Source organism: Curtobacterium sp. PhB130, assembly GCF_003755165.1.
GTDB lineage: Bacteria > Actinomycetota > Actinomycetes > Actinomycetales > Microbacteriaceae > Curtobacterium.
In genome coordinates, this window is the sequence record NZ_RKII01000006.1 from 991,375 (window position 1) to 1,006,284 (window position 14,910).

Sequence of the window (14,910 nt, forward strand, 5' to 3'; positions counted from 1 at the left end):
GATGCCGACGCTCCTCTCGTACCTCAACGTCAGCAACGCCTCGAACCTGCAGGCGGACAGCGGCTTCGTGTTCCAGGAGTCCCTGCTCGCGGAGCTCCGGGAACTCGGCTGGGACACGGTGCTCGTCGGTCCACCCGGGATCGGTGCCGTCTCGGCCTCGCGCACGATCGAGATCCCGGTCCCGCAGTCCAAGTACGGCGTGCGGTACGGCATGCCGTGGGACACGCTCGACGCCGAGCTCGCGGCGCTCCCGTCGGCCCCGGACGCCCTGCTCGTCAACCAGCCGGAGCTCGCGGTGCCGCTGCTCGCCCTCGTGTCGCGCGCCGCCGGCCACCGCGTCCCGATGGGGGTGTACTTCCACTACGTCCCCGTCCAGGCCGCGTCCGACGGTGTGGTCACGTTCGACCCCAGCCTCGACGACGACGGGCTCGCGGCGAGCATCTGGACACGCCAGGTCGAGGCGGCCTGCTTCGCCGACGTCGCGATGATCGGCAGCACGTACGGCCGTGACCTGTTCCTCGCCGCGACGACCGAGCCGTGGCGCCTCGCGGACCGCTTCGCGATCGTGCCACCACCGCGGACGGCCGGCGACGAGCACCACACCGAGCCCGCGGTGCCGGCGGACCCCGACGAACCCGTGACGCTGCTCTACAACCACCGGCTCTACGCGCACTACGGCACGGCGGAGCTCACCGACCGGCTGGAGGCGCTCGCCGCGCGACGACCCGGGGCGTTCCGGGTCGTCGTGACGAACCCCACCGGCGAGCGTTCGGCGGAGCGCCGCCGCCTCGACCCGAGCATCGACCGCGCGCTCGACCGCCTGCGGACGCTGCCCTTCGTCGAGGTCGTCACCGCCGCCGACCGAGCCACCTACGAGCGGGTCCTCGCCCGGACCGACATCGCCCTCGGACCGCTCCGCGAGAACGCGCTGTGGAACATGGCGATCGTCGATGCGATGGCCCACGGTGCCCCGGTCGTCGCGTACGACCGCGGAGCGTTCCCGGAGATCGTCGGTGACCCGTCGATGCTGCACGGCGGTCGCGACGAGTTCCTCGACCTGCTCGCTGCCCTGATCGACGACCCGGACCTCCGCCGGGCAGCCGGAGCGCGGGCTCGCGCACGGACCAGGGAGTGGGAACCCGCGCGCATCGCTCGCCAGGTCGCCGAACTGCTGAGCGGCAGCCGTCACCGTGCCTGAGACCGATCGTGCCTGAGACCGATCGTGCACGCGTCGAAGGAGCCCGGGTGGCCACGGGGCTGGTGTTCGCGGCGTTCGGGATCGTCGTCGGCACGTGGTCGGCACGGCTGCCCGCCGTGGCTCACGGGGTCGGAGCCGACCACGGGGAGCTCGGCATCGCACTCGTGTGCCTCGCCGCCGGCTGCGTGCTCGGGATGGTCGTGCTCGGCCGGTGCGTCGACCGCGCCCGGTCCGGCGTGCTCATGCCGGTCGCGGTGCTCCTGCTCGGCGTGGTCCTGCCCCTGACCGCCGTGGTGTCGTCGCTGCCCGCACTGTGCGCGGTCCTCGTGCTGGTCGGCCTCGTCCAGGGCACCTGCAACGTCACGATGAACGCTCACGGCGCCGCGCTGCAACGCACACTCGGGCGTCCGGTGCTCGGCGGGCTGCACGCCCGGTTCAGCATCGGCGGGTTCGTCGGCGCCGGCATCGGTGGCGCCGTCGCCGGATTCGGTGGCGGAGCCGGGGTGACCTTCCTCGTCGCGGCGCTCGCGTGTGCGCTGGCAGCGTGCGCCGGGTGGGCACGGCGGTGGTCCCCGACCCCGGCCGACCGCCGCGGGTCCGGTGCCGTCGTCCGGGACGGCCACGTGCCTCCCGTCCGGATCGTCGTGCTGCTCGGCGCCCTCGCGCTGGCGGCGATGGTCGCGGAGGGCGCCGTCGGTGACTGGGGTGCCGTGTACCTGCGGGACGCGCTCGGTGCGCCGGCGAGTGTCGCGGCGCTCGCGTACTCGGCGTTCGCGGTCGCGATGACGGGCACCCGTCTCGTCGTCGACCGTGTCGGCGCTCGTGCCGGACCGGTCCGCACCGTCCGCTGGAGCGCCGTCGTCGCGATCGGCGCGCTCGTGCTCGCGGTCTCGGGCGGCTCTCCTGTCCTGGCACTCGTCGGGTTCGCGGGACTCGGCGTCGGCCTGGCCGCGATCGTGCCCACCGTCTACGGCGCCGTCGGGGCGAGCGCGCGACTGATGTCCGTGGTCGTCGGGACCGGGTACGTGGGGTTCCTCTGCGGGCCGGCGGTCATCGGGTTCGTGAGCACGCTCACCGGACTCCGCATCGCGCTCCTCGTGCCGGCGGCGCTCCTCGTCGCGGTGGTTGCCGGCGCCCGAGTGCTGCGCCAGGACCACACCACCACCCCGATGCGGTCCGACCCAGTGTCGCCATGACAGGCTTGGAGACATGCCCGAGAACCTGCTGCCGACCCCGTCCGCGAACCCCGAGACCCTGCTCCCCGCCGACCCGGAGGTGGACGCGGCGCTCGCCGCTGACGCTCCCGTCGCGAGTGTCGTCGTCGCCCATCCGGCCTCGAGCCTGGCGTGGGCTCTCCTCGCTGACGAGGCCTGGGACCGCGGCGCGACGCTGGAGTCCTACGCGTACGCCCGTGTCGGGTACCACCGCGGGCTCGACTCGCTCCGGAAGGCCGGCTGGCGGGGTGCCGGGCCGGTGCCGTGGTCGCACGAGCCGAACCGCGGGGTGCTGCGGTCCCTGTTCGCGCTCCGTCGCGCTGCCCAGGCGATCGACGAGCCGGGCGAGCCCGAGCGCCTCACCGAGTTCCTGAACGGCGCAGACCCCGCCGCGATCCCCGCGCTCGAGGCGTAGCGCGGCGCGCTCCGTCGCCGCGGCGCCCGCCGCCGCGGCGTCCGCCGACCCGGGCCCCGGCACCGCACAACCGAAACCGGCTCGCACCACGGATTTCCGTGGTGCGAGCCGGTTTCCGTTGTGCGACGCCGATCGGCACCGCCGCCCGGCGACGCCGCCCGGCGCCCGCAACCCGCTACGAGAGCAGCACCGACCACGCGGTCGTCGCCGGCCACAGCTGGTGCTCCGGCAGCACGTCGAGCCCGCAGGCGCGCGAACCGAGGCCGTGCTGCGCCGCGTCGAGGTACAGGTACGTCGCCTCCGGCGTCGGGAGCTCGTACGGGTGCCCGGCACGCCCGACCTGCTGCGCGGTCCACGGCGTCAGGGTGAACCCGGTCCGCCTGGCACCGACGGACGACACCGTGAACGGCCCCACCGTCAGCGTCCGGAGCTCGGGACGGTGCCCGGTCTCCTGTGGCCGCGAGTAGTTCACGTTCAGCAGGGACACCGGGGAGCCGAAGCGTCCGACGTGCGCCGCGTGCGACGAGTCCGCGTAGGACTCCAGCGGCCCGGTCCCGAACCACTCCACGGACTCGGACAGGAGCGAGGCGGGCAGGTCGATCCGCACCCCGATCCGCGGCCAGGTCACGTCCCAGGCGCCGAAGGGGATCGCCGTGGTGTCGAGCTGCAGCCCGGCTTCGGTCAGTGTCCAGCGGTGCGTGACCTCCACGCCGGCGCCGCTGTTGGCCGCCGCGACCCGGACCCGCTGCACGAGTCCGTGCGACGTCCGCTCGAGGTCGATCAGCCGGTGCGTCAGCCGGTCGAGGCCCGCTCGCTCCCACTTCGATGCCGACGCCGGGGCGTCCGGGTCACCGACACCGTGGGTGAGCACCGGGTCGGCCGTCTCGTAGCCGCCCTGCGATGCGAGCCGGTCGTTGTCGGTCGGTGCGCGCCACAGCTCCAGCCGCGGCCCGGCGACGGGCAGTCCCTTCCAGCTGGACAGGTCTCCGCGCTCGGTGAAGGTCGCCTCCCCGAGCCGGTCGCCTTCCCACCCCTGACGGGAGGCTCGGATCGCCTCCGCCGGTCGCGCCGCGACGAGCGTCTGGGTGCGTCCGACGACGTGGCCGGTGTCCGCCCACGCGGTCGGCCCGGCGAGTTCCGCCACGATGTCGAGCCAGAGTTCCTCGCCGGGGGCGATCGGACCGGCCGCGGCTTCGAGGACCTCCTTCGGCACCGGCACGGTCGCGGACTCCCGCGCGGCGATGACCCCGGGGGCGAGTCGCCCGGTGGCCGCGGGGACGCCGTTCCGCGTCAGGGTCCAGGTGAACCGGAGCCCCGCGGTCGAGGCCGAGTGGAACCGGTTCTCGACGAGCACGGTGCCGCCGCCGGAGCCGACGGACGCGGACAGGCGGACCGGCGCGACCACGGCCGCGAACTCCGCGAGCCCGGGGGTGGGGATGTCGTCGGGCAGCACCAGGCCGTCCATCACGAAGTTGCCGTCGTGCACGACCTCGTGGAAGTCCCCGCCGTAGGCGTAGTACGGGGTGCCGTCGGGGGTGTGCGCGAGCAACCCGTGGTCGCGCCACTCCCACACGAACCCACCGTGCAGGCGTGGGAAGCGGTCGACGAGCGCCTCGTACTCGGCGATCTGGCCGGGGCCGTTGCCCATCGCGTGCACGTACTCGCAGTGGATGAACGGCTTCGAACGCTGCCGGGCCGCCTCGGCGGGGCCGCAGCCGAGCAGGGGCGTGGGGGTGCCGCCGCCGATCGACTCGGTCTCCTGCAGGGTCGGGTACATCCGCGAGTACACGTCGGTGTACTCGCCCGTGTAGTCGCCCTCGTAGTGCACCGGGCGCTCCGGGTCGCGAGCGTGGACCCAGGTGGACATCGCGGCGAGGTTCCGACCGGTGCCCGACTCGTTGCCGAGCGACCACATCACGATCGACGGGTGGTTCTTGTCGCGCTCGACGGTCCGCGCGATGCGGTCGAGGTACGCGTCCTCCCACGCCGGGTCGTCGGACGGGTTGCCCTGCCAGTCGAGGAAGAAGAACCCGTGCGTCTCGAGGTCGCTCTCCAGGATCACCCAGAAGCCGAGCTCGTCGGCCAGGTCCAGCACGCGGGGGTGCGGCGGGTAGTGCGAGGTCCTGATCGCGTTGACGTTGTGGCGTTTCATGAGCGCCATGTCCGCGCGGGCATGGGCTTCGTCGAAGACCCGTCCCCGGGTGGGGTGCGTCTCGTGCCGGTTCACCCCGTGGAACACGACGCGCTCGCCGTTGACGAGGAACCGGTCACCGTCGATCGCGACCGTTCGGAACCCGAGGCGGAGCGACACCGTCTCGCCGCCGGTCGTGCCGCCGGCGTCGGTCCCGGTGGACACCGTCGCGTCGTACAGGCGGGGGAGTTCGGCGCTCCACGGTTCGACGCCCTCGACGTCGATCGGCGCGACGTCGGCCGCCGAGGCCCACACCACGTCGACGCCCAGGTCCGGCACGGCGAACCGCAGCGGGAACGCCGCCTCGAGCGTGGGGAACGAGATCGTCCCCGTGCCGGTGGACGGGCGGCCGGACGCCGCCGTCCCGGCGGTCGCCGCGCTCCCGAGCGAGGGCGCCCACGAGGCGCGGACGAACACGTCGTCGACCGGTGCTGTGGGCCGTGCGAGCAGCGTCACGTCGCGGAAGATGCCGGGCAGCCACCACTGGTCCTGGTCCTCCAGGTACGAGGCGGCGGACCACTGGTGCACCCGCACCCGGATCTCGTTCGGTCCCGGACGGAGCACGCTCGTGACGTCGAACTCCGTCGCGAGCCGGGACCCGGTCGACCACCCGATGAGCGAGTCGTTCACCCACACCCGGAAGTGCGACTCGACGCCGTCGAAGCGCAGCAGCACCCGGGCCGCAGCGTCGAACGACGACGGCACCGAGAAGCTGCGCCGGTAGTCGCCCGTCGGGTTCTCCTCCGGCGGGTGCGGCGGGTCGATCGGGAACGGGTACTGCAGGTTCGTGTAGCTCGGCGCTCCGTGCCCGTGCAGGACCCAGTGCGCCGGGACCGGCAGCGTGCCCCACCCGTCCTGGTCCTCGAAGGACGCAGCCGCCGCCACCGGCGACCAGCGGAAGTCCCACTCCCCGTTGAGCGACACCGCGGGTGCATCGGTGTGCAGCCACGCGCGGGGCGCCAGGCGGGACGCCGAACCCGGCGTTTCGGAGTGCAGGTCGTCGATGGCGGTGGTGGTCAACCCTTGACCGATCCTTCCGTGAGGCCCCCGCGCCAGAAGCGCTGCAGGACGATGATGGCGATGACGAGCGGGATGACCGAGACGAGCACCCCGCCGGTGGTGAGCTGGTAGAACTCCGGCAGCCGGTCGACCTGCGCGCGCCAGTTGTTCAGCCCGAGCGTGATCGGGTAGAGCTTCTGGTCGGCCAGCATGATCAGCGGCAGGAAGAAGTTGTTCCAGATGCCGACGACCTGGAACAGGAACACCGTGACGAGCGCCGGCGTCATCTGCCGGAGCGCGATGGTGTGGAAGATCCGCAGTTCGCTGGCGCCGTCGAGTCGTGCGGACTCCATCAGCGCCGTGTCGATCGACGCCGCCGCGTAGACCCGGCAGAGGAACAGACCGAACGGGGAGACGAGGCTCGGGATGAGCACGCTCCAGTACGTGTCGGTCAACCCGAGCGTCGAGAACAGCAGGAACAGCGGCAGGGCCGTCGCGGTGCCAGGCACCAGCACGCCGCCGAGGATCGTCCCGAACACCAGCTGGCGTCCGCGGAACTCGTACTTCGCGAGCGCGTACCCGCCGGCAGCGGCGAAGTACGTCGCGAGCACCGCGCCGACGCCGGAGTACAGCACGCTGTTCGCGATCCAGCGGACGAAGATCCCGCCGTCGTAGGTGAAGACGTCCCCGATGTTGGAGAACAGCGAGAAGTCCCCGCCGAACCAGAACCCGTTCGTGGAGAACAGCGCACCGGTGGTCTTCGTCGCGGCGATCACGACCCAGTACAGCGGGACGAGGAAGTAGACCGCGACGATGACCAGGATCCCGGTCACCACGATCTGCGACTTCGGGGAGCGGTCGAGCTTGCGGCGCTGGTGCGCCGAGATCGACGTGGTGTCCACCGGGACGGCGGACTTCGCCGTGGTCGACGCTTCGATGGCTTCGCTGGTCATCGGTCGGTCCCTTCGGTGGTCGCGACGCGACCGGACGCCAGGCCCGGGTCGGCTTGGGTGGTGACCGCGCGGACGGCGGATGCGCGCGTCTGGAGCGTGCGTCGTGCCTCCAGGCCGTCCTTCTTGGCCCGCTTGCGCTGGTCGCGCTCGTTCTTCGGCGGCCGGTTCGTCAGCGCGAGGAACGCGAACGACAGGATGAACGCGGCCAACGCGATGATGACCGCCTGCGCACTCGCGACGCCGTACTCGTTGAACGCGAACGCGTTCGTGTAGGCGGCGTAGTTCGGCGTGTACTCGGTGTCGATGGCGGGGGCGACCGTCGACAGGATCTGCGGCTCCGCGAACAGCTGCAGCGTGCCGATGATCGAGAAGACCGTCGTGAGCACCAGGGCGGGCGCGATGAGCGGGATCTGGATCCGCCACGCCACCTGGAAGGGTCCGGCGCCGTCCATCTTCGCCGCCTCGTAGATCTCACCGGGGATCGACTTCAGCTGCGCCACGATGATGAGCATGTTGTAGCCCGTGTAGGTCCACGTGACGATGTTCGCGATCGACCAGAGCACGCTGTTCGCGCCGAGGAAGTCCGGCTGCAGCCCCATCGACTGCAGCAGCGACACGATCGGCGAGAGCCCCGGGACGTACAGGAACGACCAGAGGATCGTCGCGATGACGCCGGGGACGCCGTAGGGCATGAAGTAGATCGCCCGGAAGAAGCCCGGCCAGCGGGCGCTCGCCGACTCCAGCAGGAGCGCGAGGATCGTGCAGGCGATGATCATCACCGGCACCTGGACGATGCCGAAGAGCAGCATCCGGCCGATCGACGCCACGAAGCCGTTGTCGCTCAGGGCCGTGACGTAGTTGTCGAAGCCGGCGAACCGGCCGGTGACGCCGTCCTCGCCGAAGAGCCCGGCACGGTCGACCGTGGTGAAGCTCTGGAACAGCGCGCTGATGATCGGGATGATGAACGTCAGCACGAAGAGCGCCAGGAACGGCGCGAGCAGGATCCACGGGGCGCGCTTCTGCGCCCGGGTGGCCTTCGTGCTCGTGCGGAAGGTCGGTGTCTGCTGGGTCATCGTGCCGTCCTGACGCTGAGGCCCTTGTCCTTGAAGGACTGGACGATCTCCCGCTGCGCGAGCTCGACGGCGTCGCTCAGCTTGAGGTTGCCGGTGATCTTGCGGCGGAACTGGTTCTGCAGCGACGTGAACGCCGACTGCGTGACGGGGGACCAGGACCAGTCGACGTTCTGCTCCTGCGACGCGGGGACGAAGACGTCCTCGTTGTAGTTCTGGCCGGAGAACCACTTCGACGGCTGCTGACGCTGCTTGCCGATGTAGTCCTTCGCCGGCGACCAGCCGATGCCGCAGTACTTGATCATCGCGTCGATGCCCTCCTTCGAGGTGGTCATCCACGTGATGAAGTCGAGCGCCTCCTTCGGGTGCTTCGCGTTCGCGAGGACCGCGGCCGTCGAGCCGCCGATCGCGCTCGAACCGAAGCCGGTGTCGCCCCAGGTCTGCATCTGGGCGACCTTCCACTTGCCCTCGCCGCCCTGCACGGACTCGATGAGGGCGTCACCCCAGCTCGCACTCGTGACGGCGGCGATCTTGCCGCTCGCCGCCGATGCGTACCAGCCGGGCGTGTAGGCGCCGGCGCTGGTGTCGACGAGCTTGTCGTCGATGCAGCCGTCGAAGAAGTCGGCGACCATCATCGTCTTGTCGTCGGTCATGTCCACGACCCACTCGTCACCGTCGACCTTGAACCAGCGGGCGCCGGCCTGCTGCGCGTACGCGGCGAACGGGGAGGCATCGGCGACGGGGAACACCTCGAGGTAGTTCTGCTTGCCGGTCTTCCGGACCTTCTCGGCGAGCTCCTTCCACTCGTCCCAGGTCTTCGGCGGTTCGCCGCCCGCCTGCTCGAGGAGCGCGGTCTGGTAGTAGAAGCCCATCGGGCCGGTGTCCTGCGGGATCCCGTAGATGCCGTCGACGAACGACACCTGCGCCCACGCGGCCTCGTCGTACTTCGCCTCGAAGTCCTTCGCGCCGTACCGGGCGAGGTCGACCAGGCCGTTCGCGAGCATGAACTCGGGGATCTGCCGGAGCTCGACCTGCCCGATGTCCGGGCCGCCGCCGGCCGCGAGCGCGGAGTACATCTTCTGGTACCCGCCGCTGTTGCCGCCGGGGATCCAGTTCGCCTGCACCTGGACCTTCGGGTTCTTCGCGTTCCAGATGTCGCAGACCTTCTGGAGGTCCTTCAGCCAGGCCCAGTAGGTCAGCGTGATGGTCTCACCGCTCGCAGCGGCGGGGATGACGGCGGCGCGGTTCACGTTCGTGGAACCGGGGACCGCGCAGCCGGCGAGGAGGCCGGTGGCTGCCGCGCCGATCCCGAAGCCGAACAGCTGGCGTCGTGTGATGGGGCGTCGTGGTGATGGGGGCGTCATTGCCTGCACTCCGGTTCGTCGTTGGATCGGGGTTGCGGTTCAGCCAACCACAAAACCGAGCGTCGGTGCACTTTCGCGTTCTGGGCGTTCGCTCCGATCTGCGAACGCGATCCGCGGTGGCGGTGAATGGTGGGGACCACGTGAGAGCGCAGGGGCTCGACCGAGCTCCGGTGATTCGCCTTCCGAGAGGAGCTGCCATGACGTCGACCAACGTCACGAACGAACTGCACCGGGTACTGGGACAGCGGCTGGAAGGTGGTGGGACGTGGGCGTGGGCCTACGTCGACGCCTCCGCCAACGTCGAGGATCCGCGCCGCCAGGCCGCGCTGAAGCTCCGTGCCGTCGAGGAGGCGCTCCGCGCGCAGGGCTCCGATCTCGACGCGGTCGACGTCATCGCCGGTGAGCTCGAGGACACCCCGGGGATCCCGGCCCCGGTGGCTCGGTACGTGCTCGTGCACGACGGCGAACTCGTGCTGAGCGAGGTGCTCCCCGGTCCGATGCACGCGGCGGAGTCGATCGGCGCCGGAGCCGTCCCCGACCTCGTGCCGCTCGTCGCCCACCGCCCGATCGACCTGCCGTTCCTGGTGGTCCAGATCGGGAAGGACGGCGGCGGGTACCGCGCCTACAAGCTCGGGCACCCCGGGAACTCCGACGACGAGCAACGCATCCAGGGGGAGACCTTCGACCAGCACAAGGTGAAGGGCGGCTTCGGCGACTGGAAGCAGCCCCGATGGCAGGGCCGCACCGAGGAGATCTGGCGGCAGAACACCGCCGAGGTGGCGACCGCGATCGACAAGGCGGTGGAACGGCTGAGCCCCGCGCTCATCGTGGTGTCCGGTGACCTGCAGGCACGTCCGATGCTCATCGAGCGGCTCTCGTCCGATGCGCGCCGTCTCGTCAGCGAGGTGCCAGGCGGCGGCTTCGACGAGACCGTCGTCGGCGACCACGTGCGCGTCGCACTGGCCCGGGTCATCGCCGGGCACCGACACGACCTCGAGGACTCGCTCCGCACCCACGTCGGGCGCGGCGACAACCAGGCGGTGACCGGGCTCGGCCCCGTCGTCGAGGCGCTGCAGCAGGCGCAGGGCTCGACGATCGCGCTCGATGCCGTCGCGATCGGTGACCGGACCCTGCTCGCGCTCGGCACGGCTCCGTGGGTGGCCACGGCACCCGAGCAGGCGGCCGGCGCGCCGGTGATCGGCCCTGTGCCGGCGGTGTGCGCGCTCGTGCGCGCCGCGGTGCTGACGGATGCGGAGCTCGTGCTCGTCAACGCTGCGTCGTTGCCCGGCGGTGCCGCGGCGGCGGCGCTCCTGCGCTGGCCCGTCGGCCCGACCGTCCCGGCCTGAGCCCGCGGGTACGCCCCGCCACGCTGCTCTCCTGCTGAGACGCCACCGAACTCGGTGGCGTCTCAGTCGGAAACGGGCGTTCTGCTCGCCAGGAGGCGCCGGGCGCGAGGGGGCATCTCGAACAGGAAGCGCGCCGGCGTGTGGCGGAACGACCAGAACACGGCAAGGCCGAGGAGCGAGGCGGTGGTCGTCAGCACGAGCACCGTGCAGGTGGGGTTTGCGCAGAGGAGCGGCAGCAAGCCCGCATCCGTGCTGATCGCGAGCAGCACGACGATGACTGGTGTGTGGGTGAGGTAGGGGACGACCGACCACTTCCCGAGCCAGGCGAGAGGAGCAGCCCATCGCGTCACTGCCCGAGCAGCGAGGACGGTCGCAGCGGTGCCGACGAACACCTGGACGACTCCGAGCGGCGACGCGACGCTCGGGTCCGCGGTCGCGTGCAGTTCACCGATCCCGAGCCACAGGAGGACGGCGATGATCACGACGACCGGTGACGCCAGCTGTACGCGAGCGATGATCCATGGTGCGAGGCGAGCTCCTGCCAGGGTGAAGAACGCGTACCCCGGGAGTCCTTGCAAGCCGGGCCCGAGAACGTGCCAAGTCGCCTCTCCGGTCATCTCACGACCCCAACCGATCACGGCGGCGGCAAGCACGAAGGTCGACGCGAGGACCGCGGCGGTGGGGAGCCGGCGTGTGGCCCATGCCAGCGTGAGGTGGATGGCGAGCGCCCACAGGTACCAGATCTCGCCGTTCGGCCGGACGACAGCGACGGCGACCCTGGCGAGTTCGCCGACGAGGTCGACGGCACCGTCGGTGGTCAGGCTGCCGAGGATCCGGTAACCGAGGACGACCGGTTGCCAGAGCAGGTAGAGCCAGAGCAACGGGAGTACCCGATCGGCAAGACGCCGTCGACCGGCCGCAGCGTCGAGCAATGCCGGCCCGGAGACGATCCCGGAGACGAGGAAGAAGACCGGCAGGGAGACCACGAGGCGGTCGAGGACCCAGGTCGCCGGAGCCGATGCGGCCGGGCTCCACGAGACCGCGTGGATGAGCACGATGCCGATGATGGCGATGCCCTTGGCAGAGTCGAGCCATCCGATTCGTCGCATCCTACAAGAGTATGTGACATACGACATGTTTTCAAGGATCCAATGCAGTCGTGCGAACGGTCCACGCGGGACCAGCGGCAGCGCCAGCGCGACGATCCCGAACGACGCTGCGAAGCCGAGTGCCGCCGACCAGGGCGCCGACGCCCGGGCCGGCGGCGATCGCGGCGGCGTCCGCCGCTCGCGAGGATCACCAGCCAGAGGGGCACCGGATTGCTGGCTGCGGCGCACGCGGCGAGGTCCAGCAATGTGGTGAGCACGAGCCCGCCGGCGATCACGCTGCGCTCGATGCCGTCGCGATCGGTGACCGGACCCTGCTCGCACTCGGCACGGCGCCGTGGGTGGCGACGGCACCCGAGCAACCGGCCGGAGGGCGGCTCCTCTGTTCATGAATATCAGATGCTGATATTGTGATTGCATGCGAAATTCAATCACCCATGCGCGCCGGGTCGCCCGCTTGGCCGGTGTCGTCGCTGATCGCGTCCGCGCGCGTCGCGACGACCGGAGGGCTGCCGACGCCGAACGTTCCCGGGCCCCGCGGGCGGCACTCGTCTACGACGGGGTGACCGATCGGAGCCTCGTCCTCGCCGGGATCGAGGTCGGCGAACGCCACCCGGAAGTCGTCCTCGTCATCGACGAGGTCCGACGAGGAGCGGCGTTCGCGGGCGTCCAGACCGCACTTGCAGCAGCGATCGGGTACGCCGACCGGACCGGACGAGACCTGCGTGTCGTCATGACGCGCTCGACGTCTCGTGGGAACAGCGCCGAACGGGCGGCGGCACTCATCGCCGAGCGCTTCCCCGGGCGCTTCGCCGGGCGCGGACCGGTCGAGGTCGTGACGAGGGAGTCGATCCCGGCAGCGGTCTTCGCAGCCGACACCGTGTGGATCGCGACCTACTGGAAGACCGCTCACGCCCTCGACGTCGCCGCTCGTGCCGGGGTCGTCGACCCGCGCCGGGTGGTCTACCTCGTGCAGGACCACGAGCCGGGGTTCCAGCCGTGGTCGACCGCGTTCGCCGTCGCCTCGTCGACCTACCGCGCAGGCTTCACGCTCTGCGTCAACTCGGAGCCGGTCGCCGCCGCGCTCCGGCAGACCGAGGGCGTCGCCGTCGCGTCCGGCCTCGTCTTCGCACCCGAACTCGACCGTGCCGGCATCGACCGTGCGGCGGCCGTCCGCGCAGCATCGACGAGGACCGCCGCCCGGGTGCTGTTCTACGCGCGCCCGTCGAAGCCGAGGAACATGTACGTCCTCGGGGTCGCCGCACTCGCGGCCGCCGCTGCACAGCTCCGGGACGCCGGCGTCATCGCCGAGTTCGTCTCCGCGGGCGAGCAGCACGAGGCCGTGGAGCTCGGCACCGGCGACGTCCTCAGGTCGCTCGGGACGCTCGACTGGAACAGCTACTTCGAGGTCCTCGGTGAAACCGACGTCGTGCTGTCCCTCCAGCAGAGTCCGCACCCGAGCCATCCGCCGCTCGATGCGGCCGAGTCGGGCGCCCGGGTGGTCACCAACGACCTCGGCGGCGCGCGGGCGGGCCTCCACCCCGGCATCGACGCGGTGCCGGCGGATCCGGCGACGCTCGGGACCGCGGTCGCTCGCGCTGTGCTCGCGGGGCTCGGGATGACGAGCGAGGGTGCCCCCGCGGCTGCCGAGCGCGTCGCGAGCCGGAGCGACCTCGGGCGCCCGCTCACCGATGTGCTCGACGAACTCGCCATGAGTGTCGAGCCGGGCGTCCGCCTGCGTTGAGCCGCGTGGCCGCCTGCGTTGAGCCGCGCGGCCGCCTGCGCTGAGCCGCGCGCGCCCGGGGGCGTCCCGCCCGGGTCAGTCGTGCGAGCGGTCCGCGCGCGGGACCAGCGGCAGCGCCAGCAGGGGCAGGACCGCGACGATCCCGAACGACGCCGCGAAGCCGAGTGCCCCGACCAGGGCGCCGATGCCCGGGCCCACGGCGCTCGCCGCGATGAACTGCCCCGTGTTCTGCGCACCGAGTGCCCGGCCGGACCAGAACGGCCCGGCCGCCTCGGCGACCGACGTGTACGCCAGGCCGTTGTCCGCCACCGTGACGCTCGTCGCGATGACCAGGAACACCGCGGCGCCGGCCAGGTGCGACACGTCGACCAGCGCCAGCACGGCCATCACCACGGCGGCACTCACGGCGACGATCCGCAGCGGGCCGACCCGCGAGCCCGCGCGGTCGCTCCAGACGCCGACGAGGATCCGCCCGATCGCCCCGACGAACTGCGACGCCCCGACGAGGAGCCCGGCCGCCGGCGTCGACAACCCCAGGCCGACGAGCCACACCAAGCCGTAGGTGGAGAGCGTGAACTGCGGCACCACGAGCAGGATCGACACCGCGTGGATCCGCCACAGGAAGCCGTTCGCCCGGTACGGGTTCGCCGTGACGGTCTCCGGCGCGGCCGACCGTGCCGGACGCGGCGGGTTCGCGATCCCGATCGCACACAGCACCGCGAGCACCGCGCACAGCACGATCGGCAGCACGAGTGCTGCCCGGATGCCCGACACCTCGGCGAGCTGCGGCACGGTCACCGCCGCGAGTGTCACCCCGAGCGGCTGCGACATCTGCCGGATCCCCATCGCGAGCCCACGACGCTCCTTCGGGAACCACCCCACGACCACGCGACCGCTGGCCGCGTTCGTCGAGGCGCTCGTCATGCCGCCTGCGAGGAACGCCAGCCCGAGGAGCACCGGGTTGCCGGCCGCGGCCCACGCGGCGAGGACCGCCAGCGTGGTGAGCACGAGCCCGCCGGCGATCACGATGCGCTCGCCGAAGCGGTCGGTGATCGCGCCCCAGGCGATGAGCGTCAGGACCATGCCGAAGGTGGGTGCTGCGGCGAGGACACCCGCGAGGGTGAGCGACGTCCCCTGTGCGTGCAGGTAGGGGATGAGCAGCGCCGGAGCGGAGACGACGAGGGTGCCCGCTGCCTGCGCCGCCACGCCGAGCGCGAGCATCGTCCAGGCGCGGGCGCTGATCGTGGGGACGGGGGCGGGAGCAGTCGTGGTCACGGGAATCGTTTCGTCTCGGAACTGATTGGTATACC

11 protein-coding genes are annotated in these 14,910 nt (G+C 71.5%); 5 read left to right on the forward strand and 6 right to left on the reverse strand.

What is annotated here, in order from left to right:
- The first annotated feature begins 1 nt into the window (after position 1).
- From EDF24_RS04960 to EDF24_RS04970, 3 genes are read left to right on the forward strand one after another with little or no spacing between them, the layout of a single operon-like run.
- Positions 2–1,198: a glycosyltransferase gene (locus EDF24_RS04960; protein ID WP_123701296.1), complete on the forward strand. Its 1,197-nt coding sequence runs from the start codon at positions 2–4 to the stop codon at positions 1,196–1,198.
- A 47-nt stretch (positions 1,199–1,245) separates the two neighbouring features.
- A complete protein-coding gene (locus EDF24_RS04965) occupies positions 1,246–2,394 on the forward strand; it encodes an MFS transporter (protein WP_185021558.1) in 1,149 nt (382 codons plus the stop codon).
- Positions 2,395–2,407: 13 nt separating this feature from the next.
- Entirely contained in the window at positions 2,408–2,827 is a 420-nt protein-coding gene (locus tag EDF24_RS04970; RefSeq protein WP_123654593.1) for a DUF3151 domain-containing protein, read from the forward strand.
- A 175-nt stretch (positions 2,828–3,002) separates the two neighbouring features.
- Here EDF24_RS04970 and EDF24_RS04975 read toward each other — a convergent pair whose 3' ends face one another.
- The 4 genes from EDF24_RS04975 to EDF24_RS04990 are packed head-to-tail and all read right to left on the reverse strand — an operon-like array spanning position 3,003 to position 9,404.
- Positions 3,003–6,038 (reverse strand): glycoside hydrolase family 2 TIM barrel-domain containing protein, encoded by a 3,036-nt coding sequence (locus EDF24_RS04975; protein WP_260233353.1) that lies wholly within the window; start codon positions 6,036–6,038, stop codon positions 3,003–3,005.
- Positions 6,035–6,970, reverse strand: coding sequence for a carbohydrate ABC transporter permease (locus EDF24_RS04980; RefSeq protein WP_123654592.1), 936 nt, complete (start codon positions 6,968–6,970; stop codon positions 6,035–6,037). Before EDF24_RS04980 ends, EDF24_RS04975 begins: the two co-directional genes overlap by 4 nt.
- Complete coding sequence (locus tag EDF24_RS04985) at positions 6,967–8,043, reverse strand: carbohydrate ABC transporter permease (protein WP_123654591.1); 1,077 nt, start codon at positions 8,041–8,043, stop codon at positions 6,967–6,969. Before EDF24_RS04985 ends, EDF24_RS04980 begins: the two co-directional genes overlap by 4 nt.
- Complete coding sequence (locus EDF24_RS04990) at positions 8,040–9,404, reverse strand: sugar ABC transporter substrate-binding protein (RefSeq protein ID WP_123654590.1); 1,365 nt, start codon at positions 9,402–9,404, stop codon at positions 8,040–8,042. Before EDF24_RS04990 ends, EDF24_RS04985 begins: the two co-directional genes overlap by 4 nt.
- A gap of 197 nt (positions 9,405–9,601) precedes the next feature.
- On the opposite strand from EDF24_RS04990, the gene EDF24_RS04995 reads away from it, so the two are divergent.
- On the forward strand, positions 9,602–10,750 hold the full coding sequence (locus EDF24_RS04995; protein ID WP_123654589.1) for a Vms1/Ankzf1 family peptidyl-tRNA hydrolase: 1,149 nt from the start codon (positions 9,602–9,604) through the stop codon (positions 10,748–10,750).
- A gap of 62 nt (positions 10,751–10,812) precedes the next feature.
- On the opposite strand, the gene EDF24_RS05000 is transcribed toward EDF24_RS04995, so the two are convergent.
- Positions 10,813–11,859 carry an acyltransferase family protein gene (locus EDF24_RS05000; RefSeq protein ID WP_123654588.1) on the reverse strand — a complete coding sequence of 349 codons (1,047 nt, stop codon included), beginning with the start codon at positions 11,857–11,859 and terminating at the stop codon, positions 10,813–10,815.
- A 559-nt stretch (positions 11,860–12,418) separates the two neighbouring features.
- Between EDF24_RS05000 and EDF24_RS05005 the strand changes: the two genes are divergently transcribed.
- Entirely contained in the window at positions 12,419–13,600 is a 1,182-nt protein-coding gene (locus EDF24_RS05005) for a hypothetical protein (protein WP_148070797.1), read from the forward strand.
- Between the two features lie 75 nt (positions 13,601–13,675).
- Here the strand turns inward: EDF24_RS05005 and EDF24_RS05010 are convergent, their stop codons facing one another.
- Complete coding sequence (locus EDF24_RS05010; RefSeq protein ID WP_123701464.1) at positions 13,676–14,821, reverse strand: MFS transporter; 1,146 nt, start codon at positions 14,819–14,821, stop codon at positions 13,676–13,678.
- Between the last annotated feature and the right edge of the window lie 89 nt (positions 14,822–14,910).

What these genes read in the sequence shown, in the direction of transcription:
- EDF24_RS04960 (WP_123701296.1), top strand. Translation starts at nt 2, where the DNA reads ATGCCGACGCTCCTCTCGTACCTCAACGTCAGCAACGCCTCGAACCTG.
- EDF24_RS04970 (WP_123654593.1), top strand. Translation starts at nt 2,408, where the DNA reads ATGCCCGAGAACCTGCTGCCGACCCCGTCCGCGAACCCCGAGACCCTG.
- EDF24_RS04980 (WP_123654592.1), bottom strand. Translation starts at nt 6,970, where the DNA reads ATGACCAGCGAAGCCATCGAAGCGTCGACCACGGCGAAGTCCGCCGTC.
- EDF24_RS04985 (WP_123654591.1), bottom strand. Translation starts at nt 8,043, where the DNA reads ATGACCCAGCAGACACCGACCTTCCGCACGAGCACGAAGGCCACCCGG.
- EDF24_RS04990 (WP_123654590.1), bottom strand. Translation starts at nt 9,404, where the DNA reads ATGACGCCCCCATCACCACGACGCCCCATCACACGACGCCAGCTGTTC.
- EDF24_RS04995 (WP_123654589.1), top strand. Translation starts at nt 9,602, where the DNA reads ATGACGTCGACCAACGTCACGAACGAACTGCACCGGGTACTGGGACAG.
- EDF24_RS05000 (WP_123654588.1), bottom strand. Translation starts at nt 11,859, where the DNA reads ATGCGACGAATCGGATGGCTCGACTCTGCCAAGGGCATCGCCATCATC.
- EDF24_RS05010 (WP_123701464.1), bottom strand. Translation starts at nt 14,821, where the DNA reads ATGCTCGCGCTCGGCGTGGCGGCGCAGGCAGCGGGCACCCTCGTCGTC.